Consider the following 14,773-nt stretch of genomic DNA (forward strand, 5'->3'; position numbering starts at 1 on the left):
GACCTTAGTGGTGACGTGGCTTGAGGATCGCCGGTTTCTCGTCGGGTGCCTGGCACAGCAGGTACAGCGCGGTCAGGGCTTCCGGGATCTGCACGATCATGTCGTCCATCAGGTTGGCGTCCTTGGCGATGTCTTCGAACTCAGGCTGTTCGTCGAACAGACCGGAACCGACCATGATCGGCAGGAGCATTTCGCTGACTTCGTCTTCGGCGGTTTCGAACCAGGCCGCTTCGCGCAGGAACACGCCTTCCATGAAACCGATGCACCAGCCGCGCAGGTCGGAATCATCCGGCTCTTCGCCCAGGTCCAGGTCGCATGGCAGCTCGAACTCTTCGTCGGAAGCCAGTTGGCGCGCGATGTGAGCCTTGAGGGCCAGCAGGGTGGATTCGATCGCTTCACGCTCGGTGTCGTCGGCGTAATGCGGCTCTTCGGCGAAGAGGGCGTCGATCCATTCACGGTCTGGAACGTTTTCGGAACAGATCGACAGCGCCGTGAGGTAGCCGTGGGCGGCCACGTAGTCCAGCGCCTCGTCATGCAGCTCGTCGGCGTCGAGGAAGACTTGCAGGCGGGTTAGTTGCTCAGCGAAGGACATTAAAAGCTACCTTGGGGAATTAAACAGATGCGGGAATTCTAGGCCTTCTTGAGCCCTCAGGCCAGCCGCGCGGGATATTTGCCCCTCATACACACCACCTTTCCCTGTAGGCGCTGCCGAAGGCTGCGATCTTTTGATTTTGCTTTTTAAAGACAAGATCAAAAGATCGCAGCCTTCGGCAGCTCCTTGGGGGATCAGTGTTTGTCCTGATGTGTCTTATCAGCGGCACCCTTTGCCGGGAAGGGGTCGGGTATACTCGCGCGTTTTGTGATGCCCTGCTGGCGTCGCGGCTGAGATGTGAAGCGTCATGCAATGCGCACTTACGATTTGTCAGTGCAGCCTGCGTGGTTCTGAACCAGCCTTGCAGGGATGTTTCGGTGATTTTTGGAGTTTTTATGCTCGAACAGGCTCAACGCGTCCTCAAGGACATCTTCGGCTACGACAGTTTCCGTGGCCGCCAGGGTGCAATCATTGAGCGCGTGGCCAATGGCGGCGACGCCCTGGTGCTGATGCCCACCGGTGGCGGCAAGTCCTTGTGCTTCCAGGTTCCGGCGCTGCTGCGCGAAGGCCTGGCGGTGGTGGTGTCGCCGCTGATCGCGTTAATGGACGACCAGGTCGCGACCCTTGAAGAGCTCGGCGTTGCTGCCGCGGCGTTGAACTCGACCCTGAGCGCCGAGCAACAGCGCGACCTGGCCGCCCGGATCAAGCGCGGCGAAGTGAAAATGCTCTACCTGGCGCCCGAACGTCTGGTCCAGCCACGGATGCTGGCCTTCCTGCAAAGCCTGGAAATCGCCCTGTTCGCCATCGATGAGGCGCATTGCGTATCCCAATGGGGTCACGACTTCCGCCGCGAATACCTGCAACTGGGCCAGTTGGCCGAGCTGTTCCCCAACGTCCCGCGCATCGCCCTGACCGCCACCGCCGACAAACGCACCCGGGAAGAAATCGTCGATCGCCTGCATTTGCAGGATGCCGAGCGCTTCCTGTCGAGTTTCGACCGGCCGAACATTTTCTATCGCATCGTCCCCAAGGAGCAGCCGCGCAAGCAATTGCTGGCGTTCCTCGCCGAACGGCGCAGTGACGCAGGCATCGTCTATTGCCTGTCGCGCAAGAAAGTCGACGAAGTAGCGGTGTTCCTCAGTGAACAAGGCTTCCCGGCGCTGCCGTACCACGCCGGTCTGCCCAACGAGACGCGATCCCATCACCAGAAGCGCTTCCTCAACGAGGAAGGCCTGATCATGGTCGCCACCGTGGCGTTCGGCATGGGCATCGACAAACCCAACGTGCGCTTTGTCGCGCATCTGGATTTGCCGAAATCCCTTGAGGCGTATTACCAGGAAACCGGTCGTGGCGGCCGTGATGGTCTGCCAGCGGATGCCTGGATGGCCTACGGCCTGCAAGACGTGGTGATGCTCAAGCAGATGCTGCAAAACTCCGAAGGCGACGAGCGCCACAAGCGCCTGGAGCAGCACAAGCTCGACGCCATGCTCTCGCTCTGCGAAGAAACCCGCTGCCGTCGCCAGACGCTATTGGCCTACTTCGATGAAGACATGCCCGAGCCCTGCGGCCACTGCGACAACTGCGTCGACGGCGTGCAGACCTGGGACGCCACCGAGCCGGCCCGTCAGGCACTTTCGGCGATCTACCGCACCGGCCAGCGCTACGGCGTCGGCCATTTGGTGGACGTTTTGCTGGGCAAGGACAACGAAAAGGTGCGCAGCTTCGGCCATCAGCACCTGTCGGTCTACGGTGTCGGCAAGGCGATGGGCGAGAGTGAATGGCGCTCGCTGTTCCGCCAGCTTGTTGCCCGTGGCTTGGCGGACATCGACCTCGAAGGCTACGGCGGCCTGCGTCTGAGCGACACCTGCCGGCCGCTGCTCAAGGGCGAAGTGACCCTGGAACTGCGCCGCGATCTCAAGCCGCAGACCACCGCCAAAAGCAGCAAGAGCCAGGCGAGCCAACTGGTGCGTGGCGAAGAGCGCGAACAGTGGGAAGCCTTGCGCGCCCTGCGGCGCAAGCTTGCCGAAGAACACGGCGTGCCGCCTTACGTCATCTTTCCCGACTCGACCTTGCTGGAAATGCTGCGCAGCCAGCCGACTTCGTTGGCGGAAATGGCCACGGTCAGCGGCGTCGGCGCCCGCAAGCTCGAGCGTTATGGCGAGGCCTTCCTCGAGGTGCTCGGCGGTCAGGTCGAGGCGCCGAAAGTGGTGGCCGACGTGCGCCACGAGCTGATCACCCTGGCCCGGGCTGGCATGACGCCGCTGCAGATTGCCGGTCAGCTGCAATGCTCGGAAAAGAACGTCTACACCCTGCTTGCCGAAGCGATTGGCAAGCAGCAATTGTCCCTGGAACAGGCGTTGGACCTGCCGGAAGAGTTGATGGGCGAAATCCAGGACGCGTTCCTCGACGGCGAGGGCGAGTTGCCACCGGTGGCGGAGATTGCCGCGTTGTTCGCCGGTCGTGTGCCGGAAGGGGTTTTGTACTGCGTGCGAGCGGCGCTGCAATCCGAATTCGAGATTTAGGTGACCCACCGCATAGATGTAACGATTCAGTACGGAGCAAACCTTGCCTATAGCGAAAGGTCATGCTTAGCTGACTAATAATTAGATTTTCTCTATTTAAGCCTAACCATGAGTTTTTTATGCCGTTAACCGATCAACACCGCTTTGGCATGCAATTGGCCCAGATGTCTCGTGGCTGGCGTGCCGAACTGGACCGCCGTCTCGCCGGCCTGGGTCTGTCCCAGGCGCGCTGGCTGGTGCTGCTGCACCTGGCGCGCTTCGATGAAGCCCCGACCCAGCGCGAACTGGCGCAAAGCGTCGGCGTCGAAGGGCCGACCCTGGCCCGCTTGCTCGACAGCCTGGAAAGCCAAGGCCTGGTTCAGCGTCAATCGGTGGTTGAAGACCGCCGGGCGAAAAAAATCGTCCTTTGTGCTCCGGCTCGACCGTTGATCGAACAAATCGAAACCATTGCCACCCAACTGCGCCACGAACTGTTCGAAGGCGTCGATGAGGCGGATTTGAAGGTCTGCATGCGGGTGCACGGTCACATCCTGGGCAACCTCGAAAAATCTTGAGGTAAATCCAGACGCCGAGTTTTTGAGATACCCCGTTGGGCAGACTATAAAGAACTACTCGGCAATATCGTGTTCGTACCGGATGTGCGAACGCGTACAGGTTGGTTCTGCTTAATCTAAGGGATGCTCATGCTCGAGAGTTGGCACGTGGTATTGCGGTATTGCACCCAGCTGCTTGTGGTGGGTGGTGCGGTCACTTACTCGGCATTGGCACCTGCCCTTGGGTTGGGTGACATCACGCTGCATTCGGCGCTGAACCAGCCGCTCAGCGCCGACATCGCATTGGTGGATGCCTCCGGTCTGGCGGAGGGCGACCTGTCGGTCAGCCTGGCCACGGCCGACGAGTTCAGCCGTGCGGGCGTCGAACGTGTGTTTTTCCTCAATAACCTGAAATTCACCCCGATCCTGCGGGGTAATCGCGCGCTGATCCGGGTGACCTCCAGCAAACCGGTCAATGAACCCTTCCTGAATTTCCTGGTGCAACTCAATCAGCCCAACGGGCGCTTGCTGCGAGAGTTCACCGTGCTGATCGATCCACCGGGTTCGCCGGGGATTGTTCCGGCGACTGACGAACCGACGGCCAGCGCTCCGACTTCCGGGTTCCCAAGCGTCGAACCTTTGGTTGCCCCCAAGGCCAAACCTTCGGCGAAAGTCGCTGCGCTCGCCGCAGTCGTAGCTCCACCGGCGGCAGCGCCAGCAAACGATGCAGTGGCCGAGCAACTGGCCGCCAGCATCTTGCAAAACCAGCAACTGCAAAAAACCATCGATGAGTTGAACGCCAGGCTCAAGACCCAGGATGGGCAAATCGCCGACGAGAGAAAGCAGGTCAGCGACTTGCAGACCCGATTGTCCGAAGTCGCGCAGACGCCAGCCGCCGCGCCAGTCGCCGTGGCACCTGCACCTGTCGTGGTTGAACAGCCCGAGACCGGCAACTGGCTGTTGATGGCCGGATTGCTGGGGCTGGTGCTGCTGGTGCTGCTGGGATTGTTTATTCGCCGCCAGCGGCAGCAAGCGCTGACCGAGCCGTTATCGATGACCCCCGATGAGCCCGCGCAAGAGGTGCAGCCATCGTCGCTCAGCCTCGCGAAAGTCCCCGATCACCACGAAGAAACCCCCGTCGGCGATGTGCTGGAAGGCGTGGGCATCTACCTGGCTTATGGTCGGTTTTCCGAAGCGGCCGGCCTGTTGCGTGAGGCGTTGGTCAAGGAACCGCAACGTACCGACCTGGCCGTGCAACTGTTGGAGGTGCTGGGTAAGCAGGGGGACGTGGCGGCCTATGCCGCGCAGGAAAGCAGCCTGCGTGACGCCGGGTTTGACCCGCAGCAACTGACGGACATTCGCGCTCGCTACCCGAAACTGGCGAATGCCACCCCGATCGCGGCCATTGCGCCGACGGCAGTCATTACACCCGTTGCGGCGGCGGTGGCCGAAGCCGCACCTCGTGATGAGTTCCAGCTGAACCTGGACGACCTGTCGATGGATTCCAATTGGGATCTGGTCAGCCCGTTCGACGACGCACCGGCGGCCAAACCATCGACGCCGCCGGACGAACCCGCGTTCACGTCCAATCTGCACGTAATGCCCGACGTTTTCGAAATGCCGGATGAGCCGGCGTTGGGCGAACCGGAGCTGGAGTGGGATGCCGTACCCGAGGCGGAATCCCTGGACGACAGCTTCCTCGACGCCTTCAGCGAGCCGGGTCCGGCGCTGGAGCTTGAGCCATTGCCGAGCAGCGCCGGGAAACTGGAACAAGCCCAGACCTGCATCGATGACGGTGATCTGGACAGCGCCATCGAGCTGCTCAACGAGTTGCTCAAGGAAGGCGACGAACCGCTGAAGCAGACTGCGCGCAACTTATTGGCCGGCATCCGCTGATCCTTGGCATGTGATCCATTGTGGCGAGCGAGCGTGCTCCCGCTCGGCTGCGCAGCAGAGGTTATTTCAACGCTCACGGTGTACCTGACACACTGGCTAAGCAGGTTTTGGGGCTGCTTTGCAGCCCAGCGGGAACAAGCTCCCTCGCCACTGGGTTCAGTGTTTTGCCATCGGGTCGGCGCTCAGAACGTCTGCCCCAAATTCAGATAAACCGCCTGCTCATCCGCATCATTGAGGCCATAGCTGAAGTTCAGCGGCCCCAGCGGTGTGTCAAAACCGATGAACACGCTGGCGGCGTTGATGTAGCCGCTGTCGAACGCATTGTCGTTGTTCCACGCCCGGCCGCGTTCCAGCGAGCCGCCGATGTACAGCGGGAAGTCCAGCGGCAGGTAGGAGCGCGGTGTCAGGCGTCGGTAATAAACGCCGCGCATCAGGCTGATGTTCTGCCCGGAAATCGCATCCTCGCGAAACCCCGACAACTGCCGCGCACCGCCGAGCAGGAAGCTTGAAGTCACCACGTTGGCATCGTCCAAAGTGCGGCCATAGCGCCCACCGAGAATGAGGGTGTCGGGCCCGCTGCTCATGGCCTTGTCCAGTTTGAACTCCCACTGGCGGTAACGTTGGTCCGAGCCCAGCCCCGGTTCGAATTGCCGGAACGCGAGGCTGATGTCCTTGCCTTCGTGAGGGAAGTAGACGTTGTCGAACGAGTCGAACGAATACTTGAGCTGATAGAAACCCTCGTTGAAGCTTTCACTCGGCAAGTCCTGATCACCGATGCGCACGTCCGCCTTGCCCCAGGCCTCGCCGACGCCGAAGCGGATTTCGCCGCTATTGCCGATCTGTCGGCCGATATTCAGGCCGAAGCCATAACGTTCGACGCGGTACTGGGCGATCGGGTCGTTATCCAGGATCGACTCGACGTTCTGCGCTTCAAACGCCGCGTAGGGCGCGATGAAATAGCGTGAACCGACGTCCAGCGGTTGATAGAACTCGCTGTAGAGTTCCTGTTTGTCGCCGAGCTGCGCCCGGGTCAGCCATTCGGCGCCGAGGCGATTGATGCCGTTGACCCGGTAACTGGCGCCGAGGTTGAAGGCGCTGTCGCCACGCATGTCGTCCGACAGGTTCAAGCCGACCCGCAGGTAATCGGTGCCGCTGCGCTTGCCCCGGGCGCTGATCACCAGGGTGTGATCCTCGCTCTTGTGCACCACGCGGTATTGCACCTGTTCGAAGTAATCGAGGCCGTACAGGGTGCCCATGTCGGTTTGCAGGCGGCCCATGTCCAGCGGTTCGCCGACGTGTTGGCGAATGTAGTAGCGAATCACGTCGTCGCCGACTTTCGAGTCGTTTTCCACCTTGATCGCGGTGATGATCGGCGTGCGCTGGCTCGGTGCCCGGGCGGCGGTCAGTTCGGCGTCCAGCGCTTGCGCCGGTTTGAGTTGGGTCAGGCGCGGTTCGAGGATTTTGGTGGCGCGGTAACCGGCGTCGATCATGTCCTGGGCGCGGCCGAAATCAGTCACGCCGAAACTGGCGAGTGACGGCTGAATCAGCACGTCGTCCTTGTGCAGGGCGGCGAGTTGTTCTTCGGAGTTGCGCCGGGTCATCAGGGTAATCGACTGGTTCAGCACATCGACCACGGTGGTCAATTGTTTGCGGTTGCGCAGCGGGGTGCCGATGTCGACCACGATGGCGATATCGACGCCCATCTCCCGCGCCACATCCAGCGGGATGTTGTCGGTCATGCCGCCGTCCACCAGCAGCCGACCGCCCAGTTCGACCGGGGCAAACACCGCCGGGATCGACATGCTGGCGCGGATCACCTGGGGCAAATGGCCTTTGCGGAACACGACTTTTTCGCCGGTGGAAATGTCGGTGGCGACCGCGCGGAACGGGATCGGCAGTTTGTCGAAGTCGCGGGTGTCACTGGCATGGGCCAGCAGGCTTTCCAGCAACAAGGCCAGGTTCTGGCCTTGAATCACCCCGAGCGGCAGGCCGAGGCTGCCGTCATCGCGAAAACTCAGCTTCTGTTTCACCAGGAAGTCCCGGTCATCCTGCTTGCGCCGGAACGGCACGTCTTCGCGCGGCGGTGCGTCTGACAGGGCCTGTTGCCAGTCGATGTTCAGCGCCAGTTTTTCCAGCTCATCGATCTTGTAGCCCGAGGCGTAGAGCCCGCCGATTACCGCGCCCATGCTGGTGCCGGCAATCGCATCGATCTTGATGCCTTGTTCTTCCAACGCCTTGAGCACCCCAATGTGGGCAAGGCCACGGGCGGCGCCGCCGGACAGCACCAGGCCGATTTTCGGTCGGGGCGCATCGACGGCTTGGGCGATCAGGGGGAGGAGGCAAAGCAACAGGCAACAGAATAAACGGCGCATCGTGAATCTCGGGGCAAGCGACAAAGGCGGCTATTATAGCGGCGCCCCTCTGGCTCAGGAGTTTCAGCGATCATGACCATGCAAAAACCGGAAATCGTCATCACGTATTGCACGCAATGCCAGTGGCTGTTGCGCGCCGCCTGGCTGGCCCAGGAACTGCTCAGCACCTTTGGCGATGATTTGGGCAAGGTGTCCCTGGTGCCGGGCACGGGCGGGGTCTTTCATATCTTTTGTAACGAGGTGCAAATCTGGGAGCGCAAGGCCGACGGCGGTTTCCCCGAGGCCAAGGTGCTCAAGCAACGGGTCCGGGATCAAATCGACCCGGACCGCGACCTCGGGCACAACGACCGCACTCAGTGAGAGGCGGCTTCGGCGGCCACGGTTTTCTTGCTGCTGCCGGATAACCGACTGCTGACCACGATGGCGACGATGATCAATGCACCGCCGAGCAACATGCGCGGGGTCGGGTTTTCATCGAACAGCAGCCAGGCCACGGTGATGCCGTAGATCGGCTCCATGGCAAACACCACCGCGGCGGTCCGCGCCTTGATCACCGCCAGGCTGGCAACGAACAGGCTATGGGCAACGCCGGTGCAGAACACCCCGAGCAGGCCGATCCACAACCAGTCGAGGGCGTGCACTTCGCTCAACTGCGGCGCCGCCACCGGAAACAGGCACAGCGCGACCACCACGTTCTGGCACAGCGCCGCCTGCACCGCCGGAATGCGCCTGGAACTGGCGCGGTTGGTCAGGGACAGCAGGGCGAACAGCAAACCGGAACCCACGGCCCAGAGCAGGCCGACGGTCGCGCCGGTGCCCAGGTCGAAGGCGGGGGTAACGAGCACCAGGCCTACGCTGACCAGTACCACCAACAGGATTTCATTGGCGCGGATGCGCTCGCGGAAAATCAGCCCTTCGAGGATCACGGTAAACGCGGGGAAACTGGCAAAGCCCAGGGTCGCAATCGCCACCCCCGCGACTTTGACCGCGATGAAAAAACTGACCCAATGCCCGGCCAACAGCAAGCCGCTGAGCAGCAGGCGGCGCCAGTCCACGGCTTCAAGTTTCTGCCAACGGGTGTTGCTGGCGAACCGCGCAAAAAACGCCAGGGCCAGCACCGCGAACGCCGCACGGCCGAAAACGATGACGGCGGGGGAGGCGGCCGCGAGTTTGCCGAACACGCCTGTCAGGCCAAACATCAATGCGCCGATATGCAGGGCGCCGAGGGCGGTACGGGGAGTCATTGCAGTCCTTGATAAACGTGTTGAGTCGGGCCATTGAACCGCGTAATGCCCCGGCCTGTCTGTCGGCAGACTATCGTCTTTTGTCGCCAGCCTCGCGCCGCAATGTCCCGGGCGATGCGCCAAACTCGCGCAACACCGCTGCCGCAAACGCACTTTGTGAGCTGTAGCCGACGCGGCTGGCAATCTCCCCAATCGGCAATGGCGTATCCCGCAACAACCCCACCGCGATGTGCAAGCGCCGACTGCGAATGTAGTCCATCGGTGTCTGCCCGCATTCCGCCACGAATCGCGCGTGCAGCCGAGCGCTGGAGAGGTCGGCAATGCGCGCCAGGTCGGCCACTTGCAGCGGATAGGCCGCGTGTTGATCGATGTGCGCATTCATCGCCGCATACGGCAGGCGCCGCCCACCGATGGCGTCCGGTTTGACGTTATTGAGACTGGCCAGCAACAGCACCGCGCCTTGCTGGGCTATCAGCGGATCGCTCACCGGGCTGCCCGCCAGCCAACTGACCAATTGGCTTTGCCCGGCATCCAGTGGCAGCCGTCCGGCGTTGTCGAGCAAGCGGCGGCTGGCGTCGGCGTGTTCGCCCAACGATTGCGAAACCCACTGATCGCTCGGCACATCCAGCACCAGGCAACGACTGCCGTTGGCGCTGCCACAGGCGTGGTGCATGCCGGACGGGACCACCACGAAACTCTGCTGGATCACCTGGCTGCCATGGCCGCCGACCTCGAAATCCAGCGCACCCGAGAGCCCGAACACCAGTTGCGCGTGGTCGTGGCTGTGGATGATCAGGTCTTCGGTGTACTGGCGCAGCGTGAGGAGCGGTCTCATCGCAGGTCTCCGGGCAAGGTGCGGCCAGTCTACACCGGCCGGGCGCTGTCACAGGATTGACTCGCCACTGTCATGGGCAATTAATCCGACCGGCGCAAGCTTGTAAAAACATCGCAGAGGGTTGCCCATGACCAGCGCCGAGCTCGCCAAACCCAGCCGTAAACAACGTGTGCGCACCCTATGGATTTCCGATGTGCATTTGGGCACGAGGGATTGCCAGGCTGAGCACCTGTCGCAGTTTCTCAAGGGCTACCATGCGGACAAGGTCTATCTGGTGGGCGACATCATCGATGGCTGGAAACTGCGCAGCGGCATGTATTGGCCCCAGGCCCACACCAACGTGATCCGCCGTTTGCTGACCATGAGCAAACGCGGCACCGAGGTGATCTACGTCACCGGCAACCACGACGAATTTCTGCGTCGTTATTCAAAGCTGATCCTGGGCAACATCCAGTTGGTGGACGAGGCGGTGCACGTGACCGCCGATGGCCGGCATCTGCTGGTAATCCACGGCGACCAGTTCGACGTGATCACTCGTTATCACCGCTGGCTGGCCTTTCTCGGCGACTCGGCCTACGAATTCACCCTGACCCTCAACCGCTGGCTCAACCATTGGCGCGCCCGCTATGGCTACGGCTATTGGTCGTTGTCGGCATACCTCAAGCACAAGGTGAAAACCGCAGTCAGCTTCATCAGCGACTTCGAAGAAGCCATCGCCCACGAATGCGTCAAACGCGAGTTGCACGGCGTGGTGTGCGGGCACATTCACCATGCCGAGATTCGCAAGGTCGGCGGGGTGGATTACCTCAATTGCGGGGATTGGGTGGAGTCGTGCACGGCGCTGATCGAGCATTGGGACGGGTCGATCGAGCTGTATCGCCTGGCGGATGCCCAGGCGCGGGAGGCGGAGTTGAAAGCGGTGAAAATCGCGGAGCCGGCGTAGGAAAGTCAGACGCCTTCGCGGGCAAGCCTCGCTGCTACGATTGGAATGCATTTCCCTGCAGGAGCGAGGCTTGCCCGCGAAGAGGCCATCACAATCACCCTGATCTCAGGCCGGCGCGTGCTCTTCCATCGCCGCCTTGTAAATCGAATGCTTCGGCTGCGCAAACAACCGCTCCATCATCGGTTCGAAGAAACTCAACGGCAAATGCTCATACGCCGGATCAAACGCCGCCGCATCGTATTTGGCACAGAATTCAATGGTCGCCTGGTACTGCGGATGCCCGCTGAATTGTTCGCGCAGGTGCCGGTCCATCCCCAAGTGATGGAAGAAGTAATAGCCCTGGAAGATCCCGTGTTGCTCCACCATCCACAAATTCTCGGCGCTGACGAAGGGCTTGAGGATCGCGGCGGCGATGTCCGGGTGATTGTAGGAGCCGAGGGTGTCGCCGATGTCGTGGAGCAGGGCGCAGACCACGTATTCCTCGTCGCGGCCATCGCGAAAGGCGCGGGTGGCGGTTTGCAGGGAATGGGTCAGGCGATCCACCGGGAAGCCACCAAAGTCACCCTCCAGTAATTTCAGGTGCACCACAATCCGTGTCGGCAATTGCTTCGCGTAGGCACTGAAGTCGGCGGCGATGATCGCCCAGTCTTCTTGCGTGCCGTCCTGCATGTGGGTGAAGCGGGCATTGGCGTTCATCGGCGATCTTCTTGTTTTTGGCGAAGTGATGGCTTGAGTGTAGAACTTGGATCCACTGCTGCACTGTCTGCACGGGACGCATTACTGGCCTGCGGAGCCTAGAACGGCACGCGGCCCAGAATCATGTCGCGGTACATGACGAAATCGCCGAGCAGGCTGTAGAGCGGATGCTGGAAGGTGGCGGGACGATTCTTCTCGAAGAAGAAATGCCCGACCCAGGCGAAGCTGTAACCGGCCAGCGGCAGGGCGATCAGCAGCAGCCACGCGCCTTTGCCGATGGTCAGCGCCAGGATGAAAATGACCAGGGTGGTGCCGATAAAGTGCAATCGTCGGCAAGTACTGTTGCTGTGTTCGCTGAGGTAATACGGGTAAAACTCAGCGAAGCTATTGAAACGTTTGGTGTTTTCCACGACTGCGATCTCTGTGGTTATTGTTCTGATGGCAAGTTGTTCTGCGGGTAGCTTATTTGAGTCTAGAGTGATCATTGGCATCAGCCAGTGACAATAGGCGCCACTTTAGTATCCTTCGGTAATTGGCCGTAGCATGCGGCTCATCATTTAAGTAAACGCCATGAGCGAACGAACGACTTCTGCAAGCTGGGCGATGGGGATTGTCAAAGCACTGGAGATGGACGGCCTGGATTGCCGGGTTCTGTTCAAGCAACTGGGGCTCGACTACGCGTCGCTGGATGATCCGGATGCGCGCTTCCCGCAGGATTCCATGACGCGGCTGTGGCAGCGTGCGGTCGAACTGTCCGGTAACCCGGCGATCGGCCTGAACATGGGCAAGGTGGTTCGACCGGCATCCTTCCATGTTGCCGGTTACGCCTTGATGTCGAGCCAGACATTGGCCGAAGGCTTTCAGCGGCTGGTGCGTTACCAGCGGATCATTGCCGAAAGTGCCGACCTGAGTTTCCGCTTGCTGGACGAGGGTTACGCGCTGATCCTGACGGTGCATGGCGACCACCTGCCACCGACCCGGCAAAGTGCCGAAGCGTCATTGGCCTGCGCACTGGCGCTGTGCGGCTGGCTGACCGGGCGCACCCTGCAACCGCGCAAGGTGCTGGTGCAAGGGGATGAACCCACCGATCTGGAACCCTATAAACAAGCCTTCCACGCGCCTTTGGTGTTCAACGCGCCGTATGACGCGTTGATCTTCGAGCGCGCCGACATGGAAGCACCGCTGCCCACCGCCAACGAGGCGATGGCGCTGCTGCATGACCGGTTTGCCGGTGAGTACCTGGCGCGGTTTTCTGAAAGCCGCGTGACCCACAAGGCCCGGCAAGTGCTGTGCCGGTTGCTGCCCCAGGGCGAACCGAAGCGCGAAACCGTGGCGCAGACGTTGCACCTGTCGCAACGCACCTTGCAGCGCCGCCTGCAGGAAGAAGGCACGAGTTTCCAGACCTTGCTCGACGACACCCGCCGCGAACTGGCCGAGCAGTACCTGGCGCAGCCAACGATGACTCTGCTGGAAATTGCCTACCTGTTGGGGTTTGCCGACCCGAGCAACTTCTTCCGCGCCTTCCGCCGCTGGTTTGACGCCACGCCCGGCGAGTACCGGGCGCGGTTGCTCGACGCGCCGAAACTGATCAGTGACGCCAGAACGCCGGAATACACAGAACGAACACCGTAATAATCTCCAATCGGCCGAGCAGCATGCCGAACGAAAGAATCCATTTGGCGGCGTCCGGCAGGGTGGCGAAATTGCCCGCCGGGCCGATGGTCTCGCCCAGCCCCGGGCCCACGCCAGACACGGTACTGGCGGCGCCGGTCAGCGCGGTCATCCAGTCCACACCCAGCAGCGACAGCAGCAGCGCGATCACGCAGATGGTGATGGCGAAGAAGAAGGAAAAGGTCAGGATCGAGCGCACGATCTCTTCGTCGAGGCGATGGCCGTTGTACTTCTGCTTGATCACCGCGCGCGGGTGAATCAGCTGGTTAAGGTTGGCCTTGAGCAGGATGTAGGCGACCTGGAAGCGGAAAATCTTGATCCCGCCCGCCGTCGAGCCCGAACAGCCGCCGACAAAGCCCAGATAAAAGAACAGCATCAGCGAGAAATTGCCCCACAGGCTGTAGTCCCCCAGCGCAAAGCCGGTGGTCGTGACCACCGAGGTCACGTTCAGCGCCACGTGCCGCAGGGCATCCAGCCAATGCAGATCGGTAGTCCACCAGTACCAGGTGCCGAGCACCAGCCAGGTCACCAGCAACATGCCGAGCAAACCCTGGACCTGCTGATCCTTGATCAGGGCCCGGCGGTTGCCGCGCAAGGTTGCCACGTACAAGGTGAAAGGCAGGCTGCCGAGAATCATGATCACCACCGCGACCCAGTGCACCGCCGGTTGTGTCCATTTGGCCAAGGACTGGTCGGAGGTGGAGAACCCGCCGGTGGAAATCGCCGACATCGCGTGGTTGATCGCATCGAACAGACTCATCCCCGCCCACCAGAACGCCAGGCTGCCGACGATGGTGATGCCGACGTAGGCGGCGACGATCAGGCGCGCCACCATGTGCGAACGGGGCATGACCTTTTCGGAACGGTCCGACGATTCGGTCTGGAACAGGCGCATGCCACCGATGCGCAACAGCGGCAGAATCGCCACCGCCATGCCGATAAAGCCGATGCCGCCGATCCAGTGCAGCAACGAACGCCACATCAGGATGCCGGGGGACATGGCGTCGAGACCGGTGAGCACCGTGGAACCGGTGGCGGTGATGCCGGACATGCTTTCGAAGAACGAGTCGGTGTAGCTGATGTGCTGGGTCAGCAGGAACGGCAGCGCAGCGAAGATGCACACCACCAGCCAGCTGCTGACGGTCAGCAGGTACATGTCCCGGGGGCGCAGGTGTATGTGCTCGGGGCGGCCGGGGATGACCAGCGCCAGGCCGGCGACGAAGGTGATCATGCTGGCCCAAAGGAACGATGGCAGGTCGCTGGTGCGGTCGAAAATCACCAGCGTGGCCATAGGCACGACCATGGCGATGGCCAGGGTGATCAGGAAGATGCCGATGATGAAACCAATGATCCGTAAGGTCGGCAACGCCATGAAGTCCGCTCGGGCTGAAGTAGTGAAGGGCGCCATTCTACCTGTGGGGCAGGGCATGTAAACCGGCACTCCCGAGGTGGATCCCGCTAGAATAGCC

13 protein-coding genes are annotated in these 14,773 nt (G+C 61.5%); 6 read left to right on the forward strand and 7 right to left on the reverse strand.

Features of this window, described 5'->3' with window-relative positions; genetic code table 11:
• Window positions 1-4: 4 nt before the first annotated feature.
• Entirely contained in the window at window positions 5-592 is a 588-nt protein-coding gene (locus ACY4LX_RS09130; RefSeq protein ID WP_133839201.1) for a UPF0149 family protein, read from the reverse strand.
• A 395-nt stretch (window positions 593-987) separates the two neighbouring features.
• Here ACY4LX_RS09130 and recQ point away from each other — a divergent pair, with 395 nt between their 5' ends.
• The 3 genes from recQ to ACY4LX_RS09145 all read left to right on the forward strand — a co-directional run bounded on the left by recQ (window position 988) and on the right by ACY4LX_RS09145 (window position 5,543).
• Window positions 988-3,114 carry a DNA helicase RecQ gene (gene recQ / locus ACY4LX_RS09135; protein WP_149657078.1) on the forward strand — a complete coding sequence of 709 codons (2,127 nt, stop codon included), beginning with the start codon at window positions 988-990 and terminating at the stop codon, window positions 3,112-3,114.
• A gap of 119 nt (window positions 3,115-3,233) precedes the next feature.
• Window positions 3,234-3,668 carry a MarR family transcriptional regulator gene (locus tag ACY4LX_RS09140; RefSeq protein WP_133839199.1) on the forward strand — a complete coding sequence of 145 codons (435 nt, stop codon included), beginning with the start codon at window positions 3,234-3,236 and terminating at the stop codon, window positions 3,666-3,668.
• A 129-nt stretch (window positions 3,669-3,797) separates the two neighbouring features.
• Entirely contained in the window at window positions 3,798-5,543 is a 1,746-nt protein-coding gene (locus tag ACY4LX_RS09145; RefSeq protein ID WP_463259729.1) for a FimV/HubP family polar landmark protein, read from the forward strand.
• Between the two features lie 182 nt (window positions 5,544-5,725).
• On the opposite strand, the gene ACY4LX_RS09150 is transcribed toward ACY4LX_RS09145, so the two are convergent.
• Window positions 5,726-7,915 (reverse strand): patatin-like phospholipase family protein, encoded by a 2,190-nt coding sequence (locus tag ACY4LX_RS09150; protein WP_463259730.1) that lies wholly within the window; start codon window positions 7,913-7,915, stop codon window positions 5,726-5,728.
• Between the two features lie 72 nt (window positions 7,916-7,987).
• Here ACY4LX_RS09150 and ACY4LX_RS09155 point away from each other — a divergent pair, with 72 nt between their 5' ends.
• A complete protein-coding gene (locus ACY4LX_RS09155) occupies window positions 7,988-8,275 on the forward strand; it encodes an Rdx family protein (RefSeq protein WP_054049193.1) in 288 nt (95 codons plus the stop codon).
• Here the strand turns inward: ACY4LX_RS09155 and ACY4LX_RS09160 are convergent.
• Both ACY4LX_RS09160 and ACY4LX_RS09165 read right to left on the reverse strand, forming a co-directional pair.
• Window positions 8,269-9,159, reverse strand: a complete 891-nt coding sequence (locus ACY4LX_RS09160) for a DMT family transporter (RefSeq protein WP_463259731.1) — start codon at window positions 9,157-9,159, stop codon at window positions 8,269-8,271. The genes ACY4LX_RS09155 and ACY4LX_RS09160 overlap by 7 nt on opposite strands.
• 70 nt (window positions 9,160-9,229) lie before the next feature.
• Complete coding sequence (locus ACY4LX_RS09165) at window positions 9,230-9,994, reverse strand: helix-turn-helix transcriptional regulator (protein ID WP_149657074.1); 765 nt, start codon at window positions 9,992-9,994, stop codon at window positions 9,230-9,232.
• 127 nt (window positions 9,995-10,121) lie between these two features.
• Here ACY4LX_RS09165 and ACY4LX_RS09170 point away from each other — a divergent pair, with 127 nt between their 5' ends.
• Entirely contained in the window at window positions 10,122-10,937 is an 816-nt protein-coding gene (locus ACY4LX_RS09170) for a UDP-2,3-diacylglucosamine diphosphatase (RefSeq protein WP_033055919.1), read from the forward strand.
• A 105-nt stretch (window positions 10,938-11,042) separates the two neighbouring features.
• On the opposite strand, the gene ACY4LX_RS09175 is transcribed toward ACY4LX_RS09170, so the two are convergent.
• Complete coding sequence (locus ACY4LX_RS09175) at window positions 11,043-11,633, reverse strand: HD domain-containing protein (protein ID WP_463259732.1); 591 nt, start codon at window positions 11,631-11,633, stop codon at window positions 11,043-11,045.
• A 98-nt stretch (window positions 11,634-11,731) separates the two neighbouring features.
• A complete protein-coding gene (locus ACY4LX_RS09180; protein WP_149657072.1) occupies window positions 11,732-12,043 on the reverse strand; it encodes an Mpo1-like protein in 312 nt (103 codons plus the stop codon).
• Window positions 12,044-12,203: 160 nt separating this feature from the next.
• Between ACY4LX_RS09180 and ACY4LX_RS09185 the strand changes: the two genes are divergently transcribed.
• Entirely contained in the window at window positions 12,204-13,265 is a 1,062-nt protein-coding gene (locus ACY4LX_RS09185; RefSeq protein ID WP_149657071.1) for an AraC family transcriptional regulator, read from the forward strand.
• On the opposite strand, the gene ACY4LX_RS09190 is transcribed toward ACY4LX_RS09185, so the two are convergent.
• The gene (locus ACY4LX_RS09190) at window positions 13,222-14,676 is read right to left on the reverse strand and encodes a TrkH family potassium uptake protein (protein ID WP_149657070.1); all 1,455 of its coding nucleotides are present in this window, start codon (window positions 14,674-14,676) and stop codon (window positions 13,222-13,224) included. The two genes, ACY4LX_RS09185 and ACY4LX_RS09190, sit on opposite strands and share 44 nt — an antisense overlap.
• Window positions 14,677-14,773 lie beyond the last annotated feature (97 nt).

The sequence above is a fragment of the Pseudomonas sp. Emmai genome (assembly GCF_055179735.1).

Bases quoted from the DNA above. Each gene is read 5' to 3' on its own strand.
- ACY4LX_RS09130 (WP_133839201.1), bottom strand. From the start codon at position 592: ATGTCCTTCGCTGAGCAACTAACCCGCCTGCAAGTCTTCCTCGACGCC.
- recQ (WP_149657078.1), top strand. From the start codon at position 988: ATGCTCGAACAGGCTCAACGCGTCCTCAAGGACATCTTCGGCTACGAC.
- ACY4LX_RS09140 (WP_133839199.1), top strand. From the start codon at position 3,234: ATGCCGTTAACCGATCAACACCGCTTTGGCATGCAATTGGCCCAGATG.
- ACY4LX_RS09145 (WP_463259729.1), top strand. From the start codon at position 3,798: ATGCTCGAGAGTTGGCACGTGGTATTGCGGTATTGCACCCAGCTGCTT.
- ACY4LX_RS09150 (WP_463259730.1), bottom strand. From the start codon at position 7,915: ATGCGCCGTTTATTCTGTTGCCTGTTGCTTTGCCTCCTCCCCCTGATC.
- ACY4LX_RS09155 (WP_054049193.1), top strand. From the start codon at position 7,988: ATGACCATGCAAAAACCGGAAATCGTCATCACGTATTGCACGCAATGC.
- ACY4LX_RS09160 (WP_463259731.1), bottom strand. From the start codon at position 9,159: ATGACTCCCCGTACCGCCCTCGGCGCCCTGCATATCGGCGCATTGATG.
- ACY4LX_RS09165 (WP_149657074.1), bottom strand. From the start codon at position 9,994: ATGAGACCGCTCCTCACGCTGCGCCAGTACACCGAAGACCTGATCATC.
- ACY4LX_RS09170 (WP_033055919.1), top strand. From the start codon at position 10,122: ATGACCAGCGCCGAGCTCGCCAAACCCAGCCGTAAACAACGTGTGCGC.
- ACY4LX_RS09175 (WP_463259732.1), bottom strand. From the start codon at position 11,633: ATGAACGCCAATGCCCGCTTCACCCACATGCAGGACGGCACGCAAGAA.
- ACY4LX_RS09185 (WP_149657071.1), top strand. From the start codon at position 12,204: ATGAGCGAACGAACGACTTCTGCAAGCTGGGCGATGGGGATTGTCAAA.
- ACY4LX_RS09190 (WP_149657070.1), bottom strand. From the start codon at position 14,676: ATGGCGTTGCCGACCTTACGGATCATTGGTTTCATCATCGGCATCTTC.